Genomic DNA, 20,192 nt, shown 5'->3' with positions numbered 1-20,192 from the left:
TCAGCCGAGCTCGATCGTCGGACGGATCTCGACGGTGTAGGTCGCCGGCAGCAGCCGCGCCACCGCCACCGCTGCGTCCAGGTCGGGCAGCTCGACGTCGTAGTAGCCGGCGATCATCTCGGCCGTCTCCGCGAACGGACCGTCCGTCACCACGACCTCGCCGCCCTCGTGGCGCACCGTCGTTGCGGTGTCTGCCCCCGCGAGGGGCGCCGAGCCGAGGCGGCGGCCGCGCGCGTCGACGGCGGCCTCGAAGGCGGCGTGCGCGTCGACATACTCCTGCTGCTCCTCCGCCGTCGCCGACTCCCAGGTGCGCGGGTCGTAGGCGAGAAGCACGAGATAGCGCGTCACTACGGGCGATCCGCGGGATCGACGTTGGGGCGGACCTCGACGCCGTCGCCCGTCTCGGCGATGATCTGGCAGCACTCGAGCAGGCCGTCCAGGTCGTCCGTCTCGATCTGGTAGTAGCCCCCGACCTGCTCGGCCGTCTCGGCGTAGGGCCCCTCGGTCACGGGCCCGCCGCCCGCAGGGATCGACCTCGACTGCGACGAACGGGTCAGCTCCGCACCACCCACGACGCGGTGGCCGCCCGCGGCGAGGGCCTCGCCGAACCTCTCGTACTGCGCGTAGCCGTCCTTGCGCTCCGCCAGGCTCATCGAGGTCCACCAACGGTCGGCGTCTCCCACGATCAGCACGGTGTAGTCAGCCATGGTCATCTCCCATCCGGGTTGCGGGCCGCGGGTGCGACCTCACCACTGTGACGCGCGGGCCCCCACGAGATCGACAGCTGAGGGGAGGGAAATGACGGCGAGGCGCTCGTGTGAGACCCCCTCCCTGCCGGGTAGGTGCACGAACAAGCCCACCATCGAAGGAGAGTCACATGTCCGACGACACCAACACCACCACCGTGGACCAGCTGACGCTGCAGGACCCCGTGAAGCGGTACCCCTCGATCACGCCGCCCGCCGAGGCGCTGCCCGGCACCGGTCTGGACGCCGAGATGACGCCCAAGGCGGACCTGGGCGAGAAGTCCTACCGCGGCACCGGTCGGCTCGAGGGTCGCAAGGCGCTCATCACCGGTGGCGACTCCGGCATCGGCGCGGCCACCGCGATCGCCTACGCCCGCGAGGGCGCCGACGTCGTCATCACCTACCTCCCCGAGGAGGAGAAGGATGCCAAGAAGGTCGCCGCGATCATCGAGGCCGAGGGCCGCACCGTCGGCACCGTCCCGGGTGACCTGCGCGACAAGGCCTTTGCCAAGACCCTGGTCGACGAGGCCGTCAAGACCCTCGGTGGTCTGGACATCCTGGTCAACAACGGCGGCAAGCAGGTCGCCACGGAGTCCTTCGACGACATCGACGACGAGCAGCTCGAGGCGACCTACGACATCAACATCCTCGCGATGTTCCGCCTCGTGCGCGCCGCCCTGCCGCACCTCGAGCCGGGCGCGACGATCATCAACACCACGTCGATCCAGGCCTACTCCCCGTCGGCGACGCTGATCGACTACGCGTCGACCAAGGCCGCGATCAACAACTTCACCAAGGGCCTGGCGGAGCAGCTGGCGCCCAAGGGGATTCGCGTCAACGCGGTGGCCCCGGGCCCGATCTGGACCCCGCTGCAGCCGTCCGGCGGCCAGCTCCCCGACGACCTGCCGGAGTTCGGCAAGTCGACCGCCCTCGGCCGCGCCGGCCAGCCGACCGAGCTCGCCCCCGCCTACGTCTTCCTCGCCTCGCCCGAGTCGAGCTACGTGATCGGCGAGACGCTCAACGTCAACGGCGGTATGCCGACCCCCTGATCCCGCACCACCCCCAAGATCGTGAGGGTTTGGTCCAACATCCTTGGACCAACCCTCACGATCTTTGTGCTCTGGGGCTCTGGGGCTCTGGGGCTCTGGGGCTCTGGGGCGCGGGCGCTGGCGCTCTGGGGCGCTGAGGCGCTGGGACGTCGACTCCCCGACCCCGGGCGTCAGCTGTAGGTGGGGCGGTCGTCGTCCGCCGGGTCCTCGGTGCCCTGGACGTCGGTGTCGTGCGTCGCCGGGGTCCAGCTCGGGTCGCCGTGCAGCACGGTGCCGTCGTCGAGGGAGATGGTGAGGTTGCTGGCCTGGGCGATGTTCTCCGAGAGGCGGTCGACGACGTGCTTGGGCTGCTCGATGCCGAGCTTGGTCAGGCGCTCGCCGAGCATCTCCGACACCGCGTGGTGGTCCCGCCCGGACTGGGACAGCTCGACCAGGTCGTTGACCAGGATGCGGCGCTGCCGGTCGTCGAGCTGCTCGAGCATGGGGGTGCTGAGCGTGACGATCGCGTCGCGGCTCTCGACGTGCTCGTGACCTGGCTGAAAGCTCTCGGACATGGGGGCCTCCCGGTGGACTGGGCGCCGAGCCGGATGCTCGTCCGCCATGACGTTCCTCGAGCCTAGTTCGCTGGCCGCGCCTGGCGGCCCTTGCGGCCCCCCGCCCCGATCATCGTGAGGATGAGCGTCAGGACGCGGATCGTCCGCAACGGGCCCTAGCGTCGGGGCCATGAGCTATCGCGTGGTCCCTCTCGGACCGGACACCTGGGAGCCGTTCGCCGAGCTCGTCGAGCGCAACAACGGGGTGTATGGCGGCTGCTGGTGCATCGGCTTCCACCCCGAGTGCGGGCAGCGCATCGACCACCGCGCAGCCAAGCGCGAGCGCGTCATGACGGACGGCGCGCACGCCGCGCTCGTGATCGACGAGGACGGGCTCGCGCAGGGCTGGGCTCAGTACGGCGACCCCGACGAGCTCGCCGGCATCAAGCACAAGCGGGCCTACGACCAGGACCCGCCGCCCGAGCCGGACTGGCGCATCACCTGCATCTACGTCGACCGCCGCCACCGCGGGCAGGGGATCGCCCGGCTCGCCCTCAGCGGCGCGCTCGAGCTCATCGCCGCCGCAGGAGGTGGCCTCGTGGAGGCGATCAGCGAGACCACCGTGGGGCGGCAGGCCCAGGGACGGTTCCTGTTCAGCGCCACGGCCGAGCTCTACGAGGACCACGACTTCCAGCGCGTGCGCCAGGTCGGCAAGCACGCCTGGATCCTCAGCCGCACCGTCGCCCCTGCCCACGCGACCCCTGCCACCCCCGTCCACGGCATACCCGCACCATCCGCGCAGGCCGCGCGAGTCCACCCACCGAAGGAGACGCCATGACCACCACCGACCTCCCGCCGTGGGAGCCCCCGATCGCCGCCGGCGAGGCCGAGCACCTCGTCGGCATGCTGGACCGCCTGCGCGCGACGTTCCGCTGGAAGGCGGACGGCCTCGACCTGGCCCAGCTCCGGTCCGGCATACCGTCCTCGACCCTCACGATGGGCGGGCTGCTCAAGCACCTCGCCCTCGTGGAGGACGATGTCCTGTGCTGGGCCATCGCCGGCGAGCGGCCCGTCACCAGGACGCGGGTGCCCCAGGGCGAGGACGTGGACGTGGACGTGTGGCAGTTCACCGTGGGGGAGGGGAAGACGGCCGAGGAGATCTACGCCCTGTATGACGAGGCCGTCGCCCGCTCGCGCACGCGGCTCGCCGAGATCGTGGCGCAGGGGCGTCTCGACGAGCCCGCGCACCTGCAGCCCGACGGGCTGCGGCCCAGCATCCGGCGATTCGTGTGCGACCTGGTCGAGGAGTACGGCCGCCACACCGGCCACGCCGATCTGCTGCGCGAGGCGATCGACGGCCGCGTCGGCGAGGACCCGCCCGGCGACTGGGCGTGGCCCGCTCTGAGGCCCGCCCTCTGACCGCCGGTGCGCGTGGGCCCGCGCGGATCGGTGCAGGTCGTACGTCAGATCTGACACCGGACCTGCACCGATCTGCCAGGGCTCACCCATCTGCCAGGGCCCACCGAACTGCCAGGGCCCACCCATCTCCACGTGTCCGCCCGAGCCGGTCAGAGCCAGCCGTTGCGGCGGGCCACGCGCGCGGCTTCGGTCCTGGTGCGCGTCGCCGTCTTGCCGATCGCGCTGGACAGGTAGTTGCGCACCGTGCTCCGCGACAGGTGCAGCCGGCCGGCGATGTCGGAGGTCGAGCCACCGTGCTCCGCCTCCACCAGCACGGCCCGTTCGCGCTCGGTGAGGGGGCTGGCGCCGCTGCGCAGCGCGTGCCGGGCGAGCTCCGGGTCGATGACCGTGGCTCCGGCGACGACCTGGCGGATGGCGTCGACCAGCGCCTCGACCGGCCCGTCCTTGGCGACGAAGCCCCGCGCCCCCACCGCCATCGCGCGCTGCACGTAGCCGGGGCGGGCGAAGGTCGTGACGATCACGATCGCGCACCCCGGCAGCACCGTCACCAGCTCGGCTGCGACGTCGAGCCCGCTGCGCCCGGGGAGCTCGATGTCGATCAGCGCGACGTCCGGGCGTGACCGGGACGCCACCGCGAGGAGCGACTCGGCGTCACCCACCTCGGCGACCACTTCCATGTCGTCCTCGAGGTTCAGGAGCAGGGCCAGCGCGCTGCGCATCATCGCCTGGTCCTCGGCCAGCAGGAGACGGATCATGCCTCCCCCTGCTCGTCGGGGACCCAGGCGGTGAGGGTGAACCCCTCGGGGGTGCCGCGGGTCGTCATACCTCCGCCGGCGGACTCCAGGCGCACGCGCAGGCCCTCCAGGCCGCCCTGCCCATGGGGACGGCCACGCGACCCGACGCCGTCGTCGCAGACGGTCAGCCGGTGGGCGCCCCCGGCGCGCACCAGGGTGATCCAGCAGTGGTCGGCCGAGGCGTGGCGCAGGACATTGGTGACCCCCTCGCGCAGCGTCCAGGCCAGCAGCTCGTCGGCCACGCCGACCGGTCGGGACTCGACGCGGATGCTGGTCACCACGTCGGCCGCGGACAGGGCGTCGCGGGCAGCGCCGAGCTGCTCCTCCAGGGTGGGCACCTGGGCGTCGTGGATGGTGTCGCGGACCTGGCTCATCGCCGTCCGCCCGATGCGCTCGATGCCCTCGGCGTGGCTCGCGGCCGCTGCCGGGTCGGTCGGGGCGAGCCGACGGACCGCCGCGGCCTTGACGACCATGAGCGACAGGGTGTGGCCGAGGACGTCGTGCAGGTCTCGCGCGACGCGCTCCCGCTCGGCGCCGACCGCGCTGACGGCCAGCTGCTCGCGGGTGCGCCGCAGCGCCTCGGCCGTGGCCACGAGCCGGCTCAGCGCGGCGGCGGTGGTGCCGGCCAGGGCGACGACGAACGCCTGCGGCACCGTCGCGTCGTCGACCCCCGAGACCTGGGACATGGTCACCCCGGCGGCGACCGCGCAGGCCGGTATGGCGACAAGCCCGTGACGACCCCGCAGCGCTACTCCGGCGGTCATGGCCACCAGCAGCCACGCGGGCTCCCACCCCGGCCAGGCCAGCGTCGATCCGAGGACGACGACGGCCAGCGCGAGGAGGGCGAGCGTCGAGCGCCACGTGGGGGTCGGCCAGCTGAGCAGCACCGCCGTGACGCAGGTGACCGCCGCGACGAGGCCCAGCGCGAGGCTGAGGTAGGCCGCCGACCCCGCCGGTCGCGACACGACGAGCTGCGCCAGGAGCACGGGGACCCACACCAGGACGGCGGCGTGCCGCTGGGTGACGGTGCTGCGCACCCGCATGAGACTCACCGTACGCCGGTGCTCAGCACGTCCGGGAGCGCCAGCCGGCCGCGATGACGACCGCCGCCACCACCGAGTGCAGCGAGACCAGCGTCATGGTCGCATCGCGGCTGACCCCGGCGGTCGTGCCCAGCAGCGAGACCAGCGCCACGACCGTGGCGGTCACCAGCCAGATCCGCAGGGCCCGGCGCGTGCGGGTGAGGCGCTCGAGCAGCCGCAGCGTGAGGAACCCGGCAGCCGCGCTGACGGCGGCGGCCACCACGACGTCGAGCGGGCCGACCTGCCGGGTCTACCCGCCGGTCAGGACGGTCAGGTCCACACCGACCAGGGGGACGGCGCAGGCCCAGGTCACGAGCGCGCAGACGACCGCGGCCCCCGTCCCCGCGAGGTCGGCCGTCCACGGCGCGCGGCTCGTGCGGCGGGACGGGAGGGGATGGGTGGCGAGCGAAGCGGTGCGTGTCATGGGGTGCTCCTGCGGGTCGTGGGTGGTGGCCGTCGGAGGCCATGTCATCGACGCTAGGAGCCGGGGTCGGGCGGGGGCAGGGACGGCGGGGGCACGCCTGGCAGGACAGATGTCCTGCCGAGCACGGCGGACCTGCTGCGCGAGGCGCCCGCGTGGGCCCGCCAGGACCGGTGCAGGTCGTACGTCAGATCTGACACCGGACCTGCACCGATCTGCCAGGGCCCACCGATCTGCCAGGGCCCACCCATCTCCTGCCGAGCGGGCGGTCGGCGTCTAGATTGACGAGCCACGGCTCGACCAGCCGTGACCCCCACCCCCCGAAGGGATCCGACGATGACGTCCATCCGTTCTGCCTGGTTCATCCATCCTGACAGCGCCACCCGGTCTGCCCGGTCCACGCGATCCACCGGACCCGCGCGAGCGACGCGTGCCGCAGCGGCCGTCGTGGCGCTGGCCGCGACCACCGCCCTCGCCGCGGCACCGAGCGCCACGGCCGTGCCGGCCCCCGGCTCGTCGGCGACCGCCTCGGCAGCCGCCAGGCCCGCACCGCCCGGAGGCCCCACGACCGGCGCGTGCGGCTTCACCCCGCTCGAGGACCGCACCTACTCCACGTGGGTGGGGCTGCCGCCCGACCCCAAGAAGGCCCAGACCCACGGCAAGGCCGCCGTCGTCCTGCAGACCAACCGGGGCGACATACCCCTGGTCCTCGACAAGGCCGGAGCCCCCTGCACCGTGCAGAGCTTCCTGTTCCTCACCCGCCAGAAGTTCTACGACGGCACGACCTGCCACCGGCTCACGGCCTACCACACGCCCCCGGCGGCGCTGTCGGTCCTGCAGTGCGGTGACCCGCTCGGGACGGGCTGGGGCGACCCCGGCTACTCGTTCAAGGACGAGCTGACCACGGCCCAGGCTCTGACCAACTGGCCGGGCTTCCCCGACGGCAGCCGCAAGCTCTATCCCCGCGGCACCCTCGCCATGGCCAACGGCGGCCCGGACACCAACGGCAGCCAGTTCTTCCTCGTCTACGAGGGCTCGCGGCTGCGACCGGACTACACCGTCTTCGGCCACGTGACCGAGGAGGGCATGCAGGTCCTCGACCAGATCGCCGCCGGCGGGATCGACCCCGGCACCGAGGGCACGCCCCAGGACGGTGCCCCGGCGCTCACCACGGTCATCGAGCGCGAGAAGCGCACCGGGGTCGGCGCCACCCGCTGAGGGAGAGCACGTCGGGCATCTCCCGCGGCCCCGCGCCCGATCCGCCAAGCGTTGCGCCCGCCGAACGCCCGCGCGTCCCCCTCGGTACTGTGGCAGGACCTCAGAGGAGAGGGAACGGCTATGGCAGGCAAGGCGATCAGTCGCAGGGAGGTGCTTCGGCTCGGCGCGGGACTGACCGCGGGAGCCGCCCTCGCCGCGTGCTCGCCCGCCCCCGACTCGGTCACCTCCGAGCTGATCCACGGCGCCACCGGCGGTGGGCTCAAGGACACCGTCGACCCGCACTTCCCGGTGACGATGCCGGACATCGCGCGGGTGCGCAGCCTGTTCGAGCCGCTGCTGCGGTTCACCCCGGACTACCGCATCGAGCCGTGCCTGGCCGAGAGCGTGGAGCACAACACCGACGCCACCCGCTGGACCTTCCACCTGCGCGAGGGGGTGACCTTCCACGACGGGCGGCCCCTCACCGCCACGGACGTCAAGGCCTCGCTCGAGCGGATGGGCGACCCCAAGAACCCCACCGCCCTGCTCAGCGACGTCGCCCCGCTCATCGACTTCGCGGCGAGCCGGGCGGTCGACCCGCGCACCTACCAGCTCGTCCTCAAGCAGCCCTACGGGATCATGGACCAGCTGCTCGCGGCCTACACGATGGGCATCGTCCCCCAGGACTTCGACCTGGCCCGTCCGATCGGCACGGGCCCCTTCCGCTACGAGTCCTTCGTGCCGGGGCAGCGCTCGAGATTCCTTCGCCACGACGGCTACTGGGACCGCAAGGCCAGCGTCGACTCGCTCGTGATCATCGACTTCACCGACGACGCCGCCAAGGTCTCGGCGCTGCTCGCCGGCCAGGTCCACACCATCGACAACCTCCCGGCCTACCTCGCGGGGGCGATCGAGCGGCAGGGCGCCCACACCCTCGTCTCCGAGACGGGCGGCTGGGTGCCGTTCACGATGCGGGTCGACGCCAAGCCGTTCTCCGACAACCGGGTCCGTCAGGCGATGCGCCTCATCGTGGACCGCCAGCAGATGATCGACCAGGCGCTGAGCGGCTTCGGGCGGCCCGGCAACGACCTCTACGGCCCGTTCGACCCGGACTACCTCGGCGGCGCGCTGCCGCAGCGGCACCAGGACATCGCCCAGGCCAGGCACCTGCTCAAGGCCGCCGGCCAGGAGGACCTGCAGGTCGAGCTGGTCACCTCCACCGCCGTCGGCACCGGCGGCGTCGAGTCCGCCAACCTCTTCGTCCAGCAGGCCGCCAAGGCGGGCGTCCAGGTGCGCGTCACCAAGGCCGACGCCGGCGCCTTCTATGGCGAGCGCTACCTGTCCTGGGTGTTCGCCCAGGACTTCTGGTCGACCCGCCTCTACCTCCCGCAGGCGATCGCGTGCGCGCTCAAGACCTCGGCCTACAACGAGACCCACTTCAACCACCCGCAGTTCACCGAGCTGATCACCGCGGCCCGCCGCACCACCGATCCCGCGCGGCGCCGCACGCTCGTGCAGGACGCGCAGCGGATCGAGCACGAGGAGGGCGGCCTGATCATCTGGGCGTTCGCCAACCAGGTCGACGGCTACAGCCACCAGGTCACCGGCCTGCAGCCGGCTCGCGAGCAACCCGTCTCGGCATACCGGTTCAACACGATCACGCTGAAGGGGAGCTGATGGGAGCCACCCCGCACACCCCGCGCACCCCGCGCCCCGCGCACACCGCCCCGTCCGCGTCGGCGTCGAGCGAGAGCGCCGCCGCCTCGAGCCGCCGCTCGCCGGCCCGGGCCTGGACCCGCTGGCTCGTCCGCCGGGTCCTGCTCGCCCTCGCCAGCCTCTGGGTGGTCTCGGTCATCGTCTTCCTCGCGACCACCGCCCTCGGCGACCCGGTCCGCGCGATCCTCGGCAAGGACTATGCCGTCAGCCCCGAGCGCGTCGCCCAGATCCGCGAGACGCTGCACCTGGACCAGTCGCTGCCCGAGCGCTACCTCACCTGGCTCGGCGGGCTGCTCCGCGGCGACCTCGGCACCAGCATCGCCAGCCAGCAACCGGTCGGCCAGCTCCTCGCCGACAAGGTCGCCAACAGCGCCTTCCTCGTCCTCGTGGTCGCCCTCGTGATGGTGCCGCTCTCGCTCGGTCTCGCGGTCCTGGCCGCGCGGCACCGCGGCCGCGCCGTCGACAACGTCCTGCAGGTCATCACCCTCGCGCTCGCGGGCGTGCCGGAGTTCGTGACGGGCATCCTGCTCGTGGCGCTGCTGTCCACCAGCGTCTTCCACGTCCTGCCCGCCGTCACGGTCCTGCCCGCCGGGGCGATGGTCTGGGAGCGTCCCGCGTCGCTGGTCCTGCCCGTGGCCACCCTCGTCGTCGCCGTCGTCCCCTACCTGATCCGCATCCTGCGCTCCAACCTCGTCGAGACCCTCGACTCGGACTACGTCGAGCTCGCCCGGCTCAAGGGCATCCCCGAGGACCGCGTGCTGCGCCGCCACGCCCTGCCCAACACCCTGGTCCCCACCGTCCAGGTCACCGCGCTGCAGCTGGCCTGGCTGGTCGGCGGCGTCGTCCTGGTCGAGTACCTCTTCAACTTCCCCGGCATCGGCGCGACCCTCGTCGACTCGGTCCGCAACTCCGACTACCCGATGGTGCAGGCGCTCGCGATGCTCATCGCCGCGGCCTACGTCCTGCTCAACCTCGTGGCGGACGCCCTGTCGATCCTGCTGACGCCGCGCGCCCGGACGGGGATGGTCGCATGAGCAGCAGCAGCAGCAGCAGCAGCACCAGCACCGGCGGCCAGACCGGCACCGGCACGCGCTCCCGGTCGCGTCTCGCCGGGCTGGCGCGCGACCCCCGCGTCGTCATCGGGACGATCCTGACCCTGGTCGTCGTGCTGCTCGGCGTGTGCGGCCCGTGGATCGCCCCGCACGGCGAGTTCGACATCGTGGGAAGGCCGTTCACGCGCCAGGGCTCCTTCCTCGGCACCGACTACCTCGGGCAGGACGTCCTGTCCCGGGTGCTGCACGGCGGGCGCGCCATCCTGGTCACCTCGGTCCTCGCGACCGTCCTGGGCGTGCTGGTGGGAGTCGTGTATGGCGTCCTCGCCGCCTACGCGGGTGGCTGGGCCGACGAGCTGCTGATGCGGGCCAACGACGTCCTCCTGGCGTTCCCGCAGATCCTCGTGGCGCTGCTCGTGCTGTCCGCCGTCAAGCAGCCGGCCTGGTGGGTGATCGTGCTGTTCGTCGGCCTCGCGCACTTCCCCCGGGTGGCGCGCGTGGCGCGCGGCGTCGCCCTGACCTATGTCCACCAGGACTTCGTCGGGGCCGCGGAGGCCATCGGCGAGAAGCGCTGGCGGATCGTGGCGACCGAGCTCGGCCCCAACCTCACCGTGCCGCTGCTCGCCGAGGCGGGGCTGCGCCTGACCTACTCCATCGGCCTCATCGCCGGCATCGGGTTCCTCGGGTTCGCCTCCGACCCCGGCGCCGCCGACTGGGGGCAGATGACCAACGAGAACCGACTCGGCCTGCTCGTGCAGCCCTGGGGCGTGCTCGCGCCGGTGCTGATCATCGCGGTCTTCACCATCGGCACCAACCTCATCGCGGACGCGCTGGGCGCCCGGGCCGCCAAGGGGGAGTGATGGACAGCACCGGACCCGCGAGAGACGCGGCGAGCACCACCCCCGACACCCCCGAGGGCCCCGTCTGCGTGGTCGAGGGCCTGCGCGTCGGGCTCACCGGACGCGGGCTCGACGTGGTCGAGGACGTCGACCTCGTCGTGTCCGCCGGCGAGGTGCTCGGCCTGGTCGGCGAGTCCGGCTCGGGCAAGACCACCACGGGCACGGCGCTGCTGGGCTATGCCCGCACCGGCGCCGAGATCACCGGCGGCCGCATCGACGTCGCCGGGCACGACCTGCGCTCGATGAGCTGGCAGCAGGTGCGGGCCGTGCGCGGGCTCGACGTCGGCTACGTCCCCCAGGACCCGAGCTCGGCGCTCAACCCCGCCATCCGGATCGGGCAGCAGCTGCGCGAGCTGCTGGACCTGCACTCGATCGGGACCCCGCAGGAGCGCGACGAGCGCGTCCGCGAGATCCTGCCCGAGGTGGGGCTGCCCGCCGACGACGCCTTCCTGCGCCGCTACCCCCACCAGCTGTCCGGCGGGCAGGTGCAACGGGTGGCCCTGGCCATGGTCTTCCTGCCGCGCCCGGCGGTGCTCGTCCTCGACGAGCCCACCACGGGCCTCGACGTCACGACCCAGGGCAAGGTCCTCGACACCCTCGGGGAGCTGTGCCGCCGGTTCGACGTCGCCGCGCTCTACGTCACCCACGACCTGTCGGTGGTCGCCACCATCGCCGACCGCGTCGCGGTGATGTATGCCGGACAGGTCGTCGAGGTCGGCGCCACGCGTGCGGTGTTCGCCGAGCCGGCCCACCCCTACACGCGGGCGTTGCTGCGCGCCATACCGCACCTGCACAAGCCCTATGCCCTCAGCGGCATCCCCGGCCTCGCTCCCGCACCGGGGCGACGGCCCGACGGGTGCCGCTTCAACGACCGGTGCGAGCACGCGGTCGAGGCGTGCCGGGCCACCCAGCCCGCCCTCGTCGAGGTCTCGCGGACGGGCGGCGAGAGCCACGTCGCGCGCTGCATCCGCGTCGACGAGCTGCCACCGTGGGACCCCGAGGACCGCGCGGTCAGCGACACCGTCCCCGACCGGGAGCGCGAGATCGTGCTCGAGGTCGCGGGGCTGGACGTGAGCTATGGCCGCACCCAGGTCGTCCACGACGTCAGCTTCGACCTGGCCCGCCGCGAGATCGTCGCGCTGGTCGGGGAGTCCGGCTCCGGCAAGACCACCACGTCGCGGTGCGTCGCCGGCCTGCACCAGGACTGGACCGGCCGGATCGAGCTCGAGGGCGAGCAGCTCGTGGCGTCGGCGCGGCGGCGCTCCCCGGAGCAGCGCAAGCGGGTGCAGTACATCTTCCAGAACCCCTACCAGTCGCTGAACCCCCGCCGCACGGTCGAGCAGATCCTCACCCGCCCGCTCGCGCTCTTCGGGATCGCTCGTGGCCGGGCGGCCCGCGAGCGCTCGGCGGAGCTGCTCGACCAGGTCCAGCTCGATCCCTCCCTGCTGAGGCTGCGCGCGGGGCGGCTGTCCGGCGGCGAGCGACAGCGGGTCGCGATCGCGCGAGCCCTCGCCGCCGAGCCGGACGTGCTGGTGTGCGATGAGATCACCTCCGCCCTCGACGTCTCGATCCAGGGCTCGATCACGGCGCTGCTCGACCGGATCAAGGCCGAGCGCGGCATCTCCATGCTGTTCGTGACGCACGACCTCGCCCTCGTGCGCTCGATCGCCGACCGCATCGTCGTGCTCAGCGACGGCCGGGTCGTCGAGCAGGGGCTCACGGCGCAGGTGCTCGACCACCCGCAGGAGGACTACACGCGCGAGCTGCTGGCCCACACCCCGCAGCTGGCCAACGCGTTCGACTGAGCCGACCGCCCCGGCCGTCAGCCGGCGGCGTCCTCGAGGAGGCTCCACAGGGCCGCGACCCCATCGGCCAGGGCCTGCTCCAGCTCGCCGACGTGCTCCGCGACACCGTCGGTCCAGCTCAGCGTGAACTCCACGACTCCTTGGTCGGGCAGCGGCACGTAGTAGATGCCGATGCCGCCCTCGCTCGTCGCCGCGAAGGCCGCCCGCACGATGCGCGAGGGGTCGCCCAGCGACGTCGTCGACAGGAAGTCGGTGGTGAGCCGGCCGTATGCCGGGTCGTCGTGCAGCGGCACGGCATACCCGTGGCGATCCGCCATCAGCCGCAGGCCGAAGAGGTGCCGGTCGATCCCCTGACCGCTCTTGCACCGCTTGACCTGCGTGCGGTGCGAGTCCAGGTGGGCCAGCAGGAGATCCGGGGTGGCGGTGCCGTCGACGAGGGCGCTCGCCAGCTCGACGGCCGCCCTGGTGTTGGGGCGCAGGCACTCGGTGCGGCCGCCCTGGTACTCCCGCATGTCCACGGACTCGTAGGTCGAGCGGACCCGGCCGTAGGTCCGCAGTTGGGCGTAGAGCATGACGGCCTGCAGGCAGGCGTCCATCGAGACCTTGACCGGCAGGGTGGGCAGCGGGCCGGCCGGCACGCGCAGGATGCGCACACGCTGCCGGTCCGCCTCGCGGGCGTAGTCGCCGACGCCCTGCTCCAGGGCCGCGCGCTGGTCGGCCGAGAGGGCCCAGGCGAGGGGCTCCGTCGACGCGGGCTCGTCGTGCGGGCCGCCCTGGTCGAGGGTCACGTCCTGGGCCCGGCCGAGGATCGCCACGAGGGTGGACCCGTCGAGGGTGCTGTGCTCGAGGTGCAGGCCCGTGAAGTCGTCGGCCAGGTCGACCTGCAGCGTGACCGGCTTGAACGGCCAGGCCAGACCGGGTGCGAACGCCACCTGCCGCAGGTGGTCCGCCGTGTCCGCTCCGTCCTCCGGCGCTGCGGCTTCGGTGGCTTCAGTGACCTTGGAGGCCTTGGAGGCCTTGGTGACCGCGGTGACCTCGGTGGACCCGGTGACCTCGGAGGCCTCGGCGGAGGAGTCGGTGAGGGCGATGAGGAACAACGCCTCCCGCAGCCGCGAGTAGGTGTGGGCGTTGTCGCCGTCCTGCTGCAGCTCGGCCAGCATCGCGGCGGCGTCGTCACCCGCGAGGTAGCCCGCAGCGGTGAACCCTGGCCCCTCGGCCTCCGGCAGCGCCACGACCTCGTCGAGCCCGGCGCGGATCGCCGTGACCGACAACGGTTCTCCGGAGGTGTCGCTCACGCCCACCGCCACCGCGCGCCCGCGCCACAGGGCCACGACCTCGCGGTCGGCGGCGTCCTGGCGGCCGGGCAGGAAGACGTCCAGGCCCTGCCTCGGGTCGCGGAGGCCGCCCTCGACGTGGTCCCACTGCTGCTGGCACAACGGCTCGCCGCGCGGGCTGACGTCGGCGCCCGCGTCCCCGCGCAGGTGCGCGAGGTAGGCCGCGGCCATCCGGTGCACCAGCTCGGCCGCGCGGTCCAGACCGCTCCCGGTCGTCGGCATGGCCAGCTCGAAGCCCACGTTGCTCGACAGCGGCAGCGCCACCCGCGTCACGTGGTAGGCCTCGAGCCAGGCCTCCCACAGCCAGCTCCGCCCGAGCGCGTCCTCCTCGGCCGCGAAGGCCTCGAGGGCGGACTGGCAGGCCGGCCCGTCGCCGGACGCGAAGGCCTCGACCGCACCACGCGTGACCTCGAGCTCCTCCGGCGACAGCAGCACGGCCACCGTCTCGAGATAGCGGTCGAGCGTCTGGCGCAGCGGGGGCACCGGCAGTGTCTTCGAGGTCGTGGGGGTGGGCGTGCTCGCAGCGGTCATGGACCCTCCTTGCGCGTCAGCCTAGCCACCGTCAGACGCGGGGCGGCGGCGTCATACGGCCCTGGAGCGATGCTGCCGGACGACAGAGTGGTCACAGACCCGACACCAGGGCGCCCCAGACGTCGGATCTGCGACCACTCTGTCGCAGCGGACGAACGACGGCCCCCTCCACACCGGGTGGAGGGGGCCGTCAGGTCGACGGGCGCGAGGCGCGAGGGACCAGGTCAGTTGGCGATCGAGTCGACGACCAGGGAGCCGGCGATGCCGAGCATGAAGACGTCCTTGGCCACGCCCGTGCCCTCCTGGGTGGGGCGGATGCCGTCGATCGTCATGCCGGGGGTCTGGCGGTACATGTTGAGCAGGCCGGCGCTGAACGCACCGAGGCCCGCACCGGCGAGCCAGCCCGGGACGACGGGGAGCAGCAGGGCCGCGCCGAGCGCGATCTCGCCGTAGGCCAGCGCCTGACCGAACTGCTTGGCCGGCACGTCCTTGAGCTGCGGGACGCCCACGGCGCCCATGTCGCGCAGGCCCTGGGCGGCCTCCTCGGGCAGGTTGCGCTTGCCGAGGCCGGAGTTGATCAGGAAGAGGCCGGTGGCGATGCGGGCGGGGGCTGCGGCGATGCTCATGCGTTGTCTCCTGGGGTCTGCGGGGTCAGATGGGTCACGGGTCGAACCGTACTCGTTGAAGCGTCAACGAAAAGTCACGCCCCGTTGTTCCCGCTGCGGGCGTGGACCCGGTCACAGTGTGTCACCGTCAACCAACTAGGGCGCGGCACAAGCCCTTCGGCGGCAGTGACGCCGCCCCGATGCAACGGAGCACGCGTGAGCCTCATCATCGTCCTGGCCGCCCTGGCCTTCCTCATGTACATGGCCTACCGCGGCCACAGCGTGATCCTCTTCGCCCCCATCGCGGCCATGGCGGCGGTGCTGGTGACCGACCCGCAGCTCGTGGCGCCCGTCTTCACCGGCCTCTTCATGGACAAGATGGTCGGCTTCATCAAGAACTACTTCCCCGTCTTCCTGCTCGGAGCGATCTTCGGCAAGCTCATGGAGACCTCGGGATTCGCCCAGGCCATCGTCACGTCGGTCATGCGGATCGTCGGGCCCAAGCGGGCCATGCTCTCGATCGTCCTGGTCGGGGCGATCCTGACCTATGGCGGCGTCTCGCTGTTCGTCGTCGTCTTCGCCGTCTATCCCTTCGCCGCAGAGATGTTCCGCCAGAGCGACATCCCCAAGCGGCTCATCCCCGCCACCATCGCGCTCGGCGCGTTCACCTTCACCATGGACGCCCTGCCGGGCACGCCCCAGATCCAGAACATCATCCCCACCACCTTCTTCGAGACCGACGCGTATGCCGCCCCGGTGCTCGGCCTCGTCGGGGGCGCGTTCGTGCTGGCGATCGGCATGGCGTACCTCGAGTGGCAGCGCCGGCGCGCCGCAGCACGCGGCGAGGGCTACGGCAAGGAGCACAGCAACGAGCCCACGGCATACGAGGGCGGTCGGCTGCCGCACGCTCTGCTGGCCATCGTCCCGCTGGTCCTGGTCGGCGTCGTCAACAAGGTCCTCACCACGGTCATCCCCGGGTTCTACGGCGAGTCCGTCTCGTTCAACCCGGCGGTGGTCGGGGCGGCCAAGCCCGTCAGCGTCCCCGTCGCCGCCAGCACCGCCATCTGGGCCGTCGAGGGGGCCCTGCTCGTCGGGATCCTCAGCGTCTTCGTCCTCGCGTGGCGGCCCGTGGTCACGTCCTTCGCCGAGAGCGCCAAGCCCGCCATCAGCGGGTCCCTGCTGGCCACCATGAACACCGCCTCCGAGTACGGCTTCGGTGCCGTCATCGCCTCCCTCGCCGGCTTCCTCACGGTCGCCGAGGGCTTCAAGGCGATCCCGAACCCCCTGGTCAACGAGGCGATCTCGGTGACCGCGCTCGCCGGCATCACCGGGTCCGCGTCGGGCGGGATGAGCATCGCGCTCGGCGCCATGGCCGACCAGTTCATCGCCAACGCGCAGGCCTCCGGGATCCCCATGGAGGTGCTGCACCGCGTGGCCTCGATGGCGAGCGGCGGCATGGACACGCTTCCCACAACGGCGCCGTCATCACGCTGCTCGCCGTCACCGGCCTGACCCACCGCGAGTCCTACAAGGACATCTTCGTCATGACCATCATCAAGACCGTCGCCGTCTTCGTCGTCATCGGCGTCTTCTACGCCACCGGCCTGGTCTGACCGCGCCGCACCCGGCCGTATGCCGCTCCTCCCGCCCGATCCGGCCTCCCACCACCCGACCCGACCTCGCCCGACCCGATCTCGCACCGCCCGATCCGACCCAGGGAGAACCTGATGAGCCCGACCATCGACCACACCGGCCGCGGCGCCCTCGTCACCGGAGCCGCCCCAGCGGCATCGGCGCCGCCTGTTGCGAGAGCCTCGCTGCGAGCGGGGCGCACGTCCTCGCCGTGGACCGCGACGCCGACGGACTGGCGGCGCTCGCCGCGCGGGTCCAGGGGGTCGAGGCCGTGCCCTGCGACCTGTCCGACCTCGACGGCCTCGCCGCCCTGCCCCACGACGTCGACATCCTGGTCCACAACGCCGGCATCCAGCACGTCTCGCCGATCGAGGAGTTCCCGCTCGAGCGGTTCGAGCTGATCATGCGGCTCATGCTGCACGCGCCGTTCTACCTCGTCCGCCAGTCCCTGCCCCACATGTACTCCCGCGGCTGGGGCCGGGTCGTCAACGTGTCGAGCGTCCACGGGCTGCGGGCGAGCGCCTTCAAGTCGGCGTACGTCACGGCCAAGCACGGCATGGAGGGCCTCAGCAAGACGGTGGCCCTGGAGGGCGCCGCGCACGGCGTGACGAGCGTGACGGTCAACCCGGCCTACGTGCGGACCCCGTTGGTGGAGAAGCAGATCGCCGACCAGGCCCGGACCCACGGCATCCCGGAGGACCAGGTCGTCGAGCAGATCATGCTGACACCGGTCGCCGTCAAGCGCCTGGTCGAGCCGGCGGAGGTCGCGGACCTCGTCACCTTCTTGACGGGTCCGTCCGCTGCCTCGATGAGCGGGTCGTCATACGCCCTGGACGGGGGCTGGACCGCCCACTGACCCCGGCCGAGGCTCCGCGGGCGGGGAGACGATCGCCTCCGCCAGGAGAACGCCCCTGACCCCTCACAACCTTGGAGGGGTCAGGGGCGTCCTAGATACGTAACGGTGACGCTACGAAGCGGTACCGTCGCGAATAGTGCAGTTGCCAATGATTCGCAAGGGAGAAGTGGATGTCTCGGGGGGACCAGGGAACGACGGTGCAGCGAGGGCGCGGCCGTCAGGTCGGGGGATCCGTGCTCGGGGTCGTCGTGCTCGGCGTCAGCGCCGTCCTGCTCGCGGCCTGCACGACCGGGAGCAACGACGGCGGCGGCCAGGCCGCGCGCTCCGGCGGGGCGAACGGCGCGACGTCGGGCGGGTCTGCAGGTTCCTCGGGTGCGGGCTCGACCCCGACGCCGACCCCCACCCAGGACGCGCTCGCCAAGGCCAAGGTCCAGGCTGCGCAGTACGACTACGACGGCGCCCTCAAGACGCTGTCCGCCGACGGGTCCGACGAGGCCAAGGCGCAGGTCGCCCAGGTGCAGGCCGCCAAGGCCAAGGCCGTGAGGTGGGCCGACAACACCAAGATCCCGCACCTCTTCTACCACTCGCTGTCCGTGGACCCCGCCAAGACCTTCACCGGTGGCTCGGAGGGTGTCGGGTTCAGCCAGTACATGGCGACGGTCGACGAGTTCAAGGCCCAGATCAAGCAGATGCACGAGCGGGGCTTCGTGCTGGTGCACCCGCAGCGCATCGCCAAGAAGGGCCCCGACGGGGTCATGCGCTTCCAGCCGATCATGCTGCCGCCCGGCAAGAAGCCCGTCGTGCTGTCCCTCGACGACCTCAGCTACTACGAGTACATGATGGGCAAGGGCTTCGCGAACGTCCTGATCAAGAAGGACGACGGCCGCGTCGTCAACACCTACACCGACCGGTCCGGCAAGACCGTCGAGGGCAGCTACGACTGCGTGCCGATCCTGGACGACTTCGTGCGCGAGCACCCGGACTTCGCCTACCACGGCGACAAGGGGTCCATCGCGATGACCGGCTACAACGGCGTCCTCGGCTACCGCACCTCCGAGCGCAAGTACGGCGCGAACCCCACCACCAAGGACGCCCAGGCCAAGGCCAAGGTCGTCGCCGACGCCATCAAGGCCAACGGCTGGAAGTTCGCCTCGCACTCCTGGGGCCACATCAACATGACCCGCAGCGGGCTCGGGCAGATCAAGGCCGACGCGGGCCGCTGGGACCGTGAGGTCCGCCCGATCCTCGGCGACACCGACCTGATGATCTATCCCTTCGGCGCCGACGTCTCCGACGCCAAGCCCTACAGCGACGCCAACCCCAAGGTCGCCTTCCTGCGCGGCACCGAGAAGTTCGACTACTTCTTCGGCGTCGACGGGACCTCGCCGAGCTGGGTGCAGCTCGGCCCGACGACCCTGCGGCAGGCGCGAGTCAACGTCGACGGGCTGTCGATGCAGCGTGCCCTCGACGGCAAGCGCTCCGCGATCACCCAGTTCTTCGACATCAGGTCCACGATCGACAAGAAGCGGCCCCTGCCCGTGCCGTCCATCGGCGGACCCACCGCCGGCGGCTGACTAGGATCGGCGGGTGCTGCGCATCGCCTCCTTCAACGTCAACGGGATCCGGGCCACGCAGCGTCGTGGCTTCGACGACTGGCTCGCCGCGCGCGGCTGCGACGTCGTGGCGCTGCAGGAGGTCCGGTGCCCCGTCCCGCTCCTGCCGGACGGCGTCTTCCGTGACTACCACCTGACGTATGACGCCGGCCAGACGGCCGGGCGCAACGGCGTGGCCGTGCTGACGCGCGAGGCGCCGGCCGCCGTGCGGAGCTGGGGTGCGGGCGTGCTCGTCCGCGCACCCGGCGACAGCCACGTCGAGCTGCGCGAGCACGCCGAGACCGGCTCTCTCGCCCGGGAGCTCAAGGCGTTCGCCGCCGAGGGGCGTTACGTGGAGGTCGATCTCGCGGACCAGCCGCTCACGGTGGCGTCCCTCTACCTCCCCAAGGGCGGGCTGCCCGCGCACCTGCAGCAACCGGGCCGGATGCGCGAGAAGCCCGACGGGGGAGCGAAGTACGAGCGCAAGATGCGCTTCCTGCGGGGCTTCGCGCGACACCTGACGGCGACCCGCCGGGCAGCCGCGGCGCAAGGCCGGGAGCTCCTCGTGATGGGGGACTTCAACGTCGCCCACACCCGGCTGGACGTCAAGAACTGGCGCACCAGCCAGCGCTCTGAGGGATTCCTGCCGGAGGAGCGCGAGTGGTTCGGGTCGATCCTGTCGCCGCGCTCGCTGGTCGACGTGGTGCGCCGGCTGCACCCGGACGTGGACGGCCCCTACTCGTGGTGGAGCTGGATGGGAGGGGCCTTCGACCGGGACACCGGCTGGCGCATCGACTACCATCTCGCCTCCCCGCGCCTCGCCAAGGCGGCGATCGCGGGCGGGACGGACCGCGAGGCCTCGGCGGCCGAGCGCCTCAGCGACCACGCCCCGGTCGTCGTCGACTACGACCTACCCCAGGTAGTCACAT

19 protein-coding genes and 2 pseudogenes are annotated in these 20,192 nt (G+C 72.1%); 12 read left to right on the top strand and 9 right to left on the bottom strand.

What is annotated here, in order from left to right:
* Together B2P18_RS09700 and B2P18_RS09695 are read right to left on the bottom strand one after the other, a co-directional pair.
* The gene (locus B2P18_RS09700) at nt 1-348 is read right to left on the bottom strand and encodes a YciI family protein (protein WP_019286792.1); all 348 of its coding nucleotides are present in this window, start codon (nt 346-348) and stop codon (nt 1-3) included.
* Nucleotides 348-707 carry a YciI family protein gene (locus B2P18_RS09695; RefSeq protein WP_286958546.1) on the bottom strand — a complete coding sequence of 120 codons (360 nt, stop codon included), beginning with the start codon at nt 705-707 and terminating at the stop codon, nt 348-350. Before B2P18_RS09695 ends, B2P18_RS09700 begins: the two co-directional genes overlap by 1 nt.
* Nucleotides 708-877: 170 nt before the next feature.
* Here B2P18_RS09695 and B2P18_RS09690 point away from each other — a divergent pair, with 170 nt between their 5' ends.
* Nucleotides 878-1,795 carry an SDR family oxidoreductase gene (locus B2P18_RS09690; RefSeq protein WP_019286790.1) on the top strand — a complete coding sequence of 306 codons (918 nt, stop codon included), beginning with the start codon at nt 878-880 and terminating at the stop codon, nt 1,793-1,795.
* 170 nt (nt 1,796-1,965) lie between these two features.
* Here B2P18_RS09690 and B2P18_RS09685 read toward each other — a convergent pair whose 3' ends face one another.
* Nucleotides 1,966-2,349 carry a hypothetical protein gene (locus B2P18_RS09685; RefSeq protein WP_286958540.1) on the bottom strand — a complete coding sequence of 128 codons (384 nt, stop codon included), beginning with the start codon at nt 2,347-2,349 and terminating at the stop codon, nt 1,966-1,968.
* 169 nt (nt 2,350-2,518) lie between these two features.
* Between B2P18_RS09685 and B2P18_RS09680 the strand changes: the two genes are divergently transcribed.
* Together B2P18_RS09680 and B2P18_RS09675 are read left to right on the top strand one after the other, a co-directional pair.
* A complete protein-coding gene (locus tag B2P18_RS09680; RefSeq protein WP_019286788.1) occupies nt 2,519-3,166 on the top strand; it encodes a GNAT family N-acetyltransferase in 648 nt (215 codons plus the stop codon).
* Complete coding sequence (locus tag B2P18_RS09675) at nt 3,163-3,747, top strand: DUF664 domain-containing protein (protein WP_286958535.1); 585 nt, start codon at nt 3,163-3,165, stop codon at nt 3,745-3,747. Before B2P18_RS09680 ends, B2P18_RS09675 begins: the two co-directional genes overlap by 4 nt.
* A 149-nt stretch (nt 3,748-3,896) precedes the next feature.
* On the opposite strand, the gene B2P18_RS09670 is transcribed toward B2P18_RS09675, so the two are convergent.
* The 4 genes and pseudogenes from B2P18_RS09670 to B2P18_RS09655 all read right to left on the bottom strand — a co-directional run bounded on the left by B2P18_RS09670 (nt 3,897) and on the right by B2P18_RS09655 (nt 6,047).
* Nucleotides 3,897-4,502, bottom strand: coding sequence for a response regulator transcription factor (locus B2P18_RS09670; RefSeq protein ID WP_286958534.1), 606 nt, complete (start codon nt 4,500-4,502; stop codon nt 3,897-3,899).
* On the bottom strand, nt 4,499-5,584 hold the full coding sequence (locus B2P18_RS09665; RefSeq protein ID WP_286958527.1) for a sensor histidine kinase: 1,086 nt from the start codon (nt 5,582-5,584) through the stop codon (nt 4,499-4,501). The genes B2P18_RS09670 and B2P18_RS09665 overlap by 4 nt, the downstream gene beginning before the upstream one ends.
* 22 nt (nt 5,585-5,606) lie before the next feature.
* Nucleotides 5,607-5,858 (bottom strand): annotated as a pseudogene (locus tag B2P18_RS09660) (DUF6069 family protein); the annotation flags it as partial.
* Nucleotides 5,859-5,873: 15 nt separating this feature from the next.
* The gene (locus B2P18_RS09655) at nt 5,874-6,047 is read right to left on the bottom strand and encodes a hypothetical protein (RefSeq protein WP_156911228.1); all 174 of its coding nucleotides are present in this window, start codon (nt 6,045-6,047) and stop codon (nt 5,874-5,876) included.
* A 333-nt stretch (nt 6,048-6,380) separates the two neighbouring features.
* Between B2P18_RS09655 and B2P18_RS09650 the strand changes: the two genes are divergently transcribed.
* The 5 genes from B2P18_RS09650 (at nt 6,381) to B2P18_RS09630 (ending at nt 12,713) form a co-directional block, all read left to right on the top strand.
* Nucleotides 6,381-7,262 (top strand): peptidylprolyl isomerase, encoded by an 882-nt coding sequence (locus B2P18_RS09650; protein ID WP_286958522.1) that lies wholly within the window; start codon nt 6,381-6,383, stop codon nt 7,260-7,262.
* A 120-nt stretch (nt 7,263-7,382) separates the two neighbouring features.
* Nucleotides 7,383-8,918, top strand: a complete 1,536-nt coding sequence (locus B2P18_RS09645; RefSeq protein ID WP_286958518.1) for an ABC transporter substrate-binding protein — start codon at nt 7,383-7,385, stop codon at nt 8,916-8,918.
* Nucleotides 8,918-9,991: an ABC transporter permease gene (locus B2P18_RS09640; RefSeq protein ID WP_286958512.1), complete on the top strand. Its 1,074-nt coding sequence runs from the start codon at nt 8,918-8,920 to the stop codon at nt 9,989-9,991. Before B2P18_RS09645 ends, B2P18_RS09640 begins: the two co-directional genes overlap by 1 nt.
* Complete coding sequence (locus B2P18_RS09635) at nt 9,988-10,869, top strand: ABC transporter permease (protein ID WP_286958509.1); 882 nt, start codon at nt 9,988-9,990, stop codon at nt 10,867-10,869. The genes B2P18_RS09640 and B2P18_RS09635 overlap by 4 nt, the downstream gene beginning before the upstream one ends.
* A complete protein-coding gene (locus tag B2P18_RS09630) occupies nt 10,869-12,713 on the top strand; it encodes an ABC transporter ATP-binding protein (RefSeq protein WP_286958506.1) in 1,845 nt (614 codons plus the stop codon). The genes B2P18_RS09635 and B2P18_RS09630 overlap by 1 nt, the downstream gene beginning before the upstream one ends.
* A gap of 17 nt (nt 12,714-12,730) precedes the next feature.
* On the opposite strand, the gene B2P18_RS09625 is transcribed toward B2P18_RS09630, so the two are convergent.
* Complete coding sequence (locus B2P18_RS09625; protein WP_286958495.1) at nt 12,731-14,578, bottom strand: choline/carnitine O-acyltransferase; 1,848 nt, start codon at nt 14,576-14,578, stop codon at nt 12,731-12,733.
* 224 nt (nt 14,579-14,802) lie between these two features.
* Complete coding sequence (locus B2P18_RS09620) at nt 14,803-15,204, bottom strand: membrane protein (RefSeq protein ID WP_029211111.1); 402 nt, start codon at nt 15,202-15,204, stop codon at nt 14,803-14,805.
* Between the two features lie 195 nt (nt 15,205-15,399).
* On the opposite strand from B2P18_RS09620, the gene B2P18_RS09615 reads away from it, so the two are divergent.
* From B2P18_RS09615 to B2P18_RS09600, 4 genes and pseudogenes are all read left to right on the top strand, one after another.
* Entirely contained in the window at nt 15,400-16,695 is a 1,296-nt protein-coding gene (locus tag B2P18_RS09615; protein ID WP_286958492.1) for a GntP family permease, read from the top strand.
* 215 nt (nt 16,696-16,910) lie between these two features.
* Nucleotides 16,911-17,671 (top strand): annotated as a pseudogene (locus B2P18_RS09610) (3-hydroxybutyrate dehydrogenase).
* Nucleotides 17,672-17,841: 170 nt separating this feature from the next.
* A complete protein-coding gene (locus B2P18_RS09605) occupies nt 17,842-19,245 on the top strand; it encodes a polysaccharide deacetylase (RefSeq protein WP_286958490.1) in 1,404 nt (467 codons plus the stop codon).
* 13 nt (nt 19,246-19,258) lie between these two features.
* Nucleotides 19,259-20,192, top strand: a 934-nt coding sequence (locus tag B2P18_RS09600; RefSeq protein WP_286958485.1) for an exodeoxyribonuclease III, incomplete at its 3' end; no start/stop codon positions are given.

It is taken from the genome of Arsenicicoccus sp. UBA2120, assembly GCF_002330965.1.
GTDB classification, from domain to species: Bacteria; Actinomycetota; Actinomycetes; order Actinomycetales; family Dermatophilaceae; genus Arsenicicoccus; species Arsenicicoccus bolidensis.
This window is presented reverse-complemented; position numbering and strand designations above follow the sequence as displayed.

What these genes read in the sequence shown, in the direction of transcription:
- B2P18_RS09695 (WP_286958546.1), bottom strand. Translation starts at nt 707, where the DNA reads ATGGCTGACTACACCGTGCTGATCGTGGGAGACGCCGACCGTTGGTGG.
- B2P18_RS09690 (WP_019286790.1), top strand. Translation starts at nt 878, where the DNA reads ATGTCCGACGACACCAACACCACCACCGTGGACCAGCTGACGCTGCAG.
- B2P18_RS09685 (WP_286958540.1), bottom strand. Translation starts at nt 2,349, where the DNA reads ATGTCCGAGAGCTTTCAGCCAGGTCACGAGCACGTCGAGAGCCGCGAC.
- B2P18_RS09680 (WP_019286788.1), top strand. Translation starts at nt 2,519, where the DNA reads ATGAGCTATCGCGTGGTCCCTCTCGGACCGGACACCTGGGAGCCGTTC.
- B2P18_RS09675 (WP_286958535.1), top strand. Translation starts at nt 3,163, where the DNA reads ATGACCACCACCGACCTCCCGCCGTGGGAGCCCCCGATCGCCGCCGGC.
- B2P18_RS09670 (WP_286958534.1), bottom strand. Translation starts at nt 4,502, where the DNA reads ATGATCCGTCTCCTGCTGGCCGAGGACCAGGCGATGATGCGCAGCGCG.
- B2P18_RS09665 (WP_286958527.1), bottom strand. Translation starts at nt 5,584, where the DNA reads ATGCGGGTGCGCAGCACCGTCACCCAGCGGCACGCCGCCGTCCTGGTG.
- B2P18_RS09655 (WP_156911228.1), bottom strand. Translation starts at nt 6,047, where the DNA reads ATGACACGCACCGCTTCGCTCGCCACCCATCCCCTCCCGTCCCGCCGC.
- B2P18_RS09650 (WP_286958522.1), top strand. Translation starts at nt 6,381, where the DNA reads ATGACGTCCATCCGTTCTGCCTGGTTCATCCATCCTGACAGCGCCACC.
- B2P18_RS09645 (WP_286958518.1), top strand. Translation starts at nt 7,383, where the DNA reads ATGGCAGGCAAGGCGATCAGTCGCAGGGAGGTGCTTCGGCTCGGCGCG.
- B2P18_RS09640 (WP_286958512.1), top strand. Translation starts at nt 8,918, where the DNA reads ATGGGAGCCACCCCGCACACCCCGCGCACCCCGCGCCCCGCGCACACC.
- B2P18_RS09635 (WP_286958509.1), top strand. Translation starts at nt 9,988, where the DNA reads ATGAGCAGCAGCAGCAGCAGCAGCAGCACCAGCACCGGCGGCCAGACC.
- B2P18_RS09630 (WP_286958506.1), top strand. Translation starts at nt 10,869, where the DNA reads ATGGACAGCACCGGACCCGCGAGAGACGCGGCGAGCACCACCCCCGAC.
- B2P18_RS09625 (WP_286958495.1), bottom strand. Translation starts at nt 14,578, where the DNA reads ATGACCGCTGCGAGCACGCCCACCCCCACGACCTCGAAGACACTGCCG.
- B2P18_RS09620 (WP_029211111.1), bottom strand. Translation starts at nt 15,204, where the DNA reads ATGAGCATCGCCGCAGCCCCCGCCCGCATCGCCACCGGCCTCTTCCTG.
- B2P18_RS09605 (WP_286958490.1), top strand. Translation starts at nt 17,842, where the DNA reads ATGTCTCGGGGGGACCAGGGAACGACGGTGCAGCGAGGGCGCGGCCGT.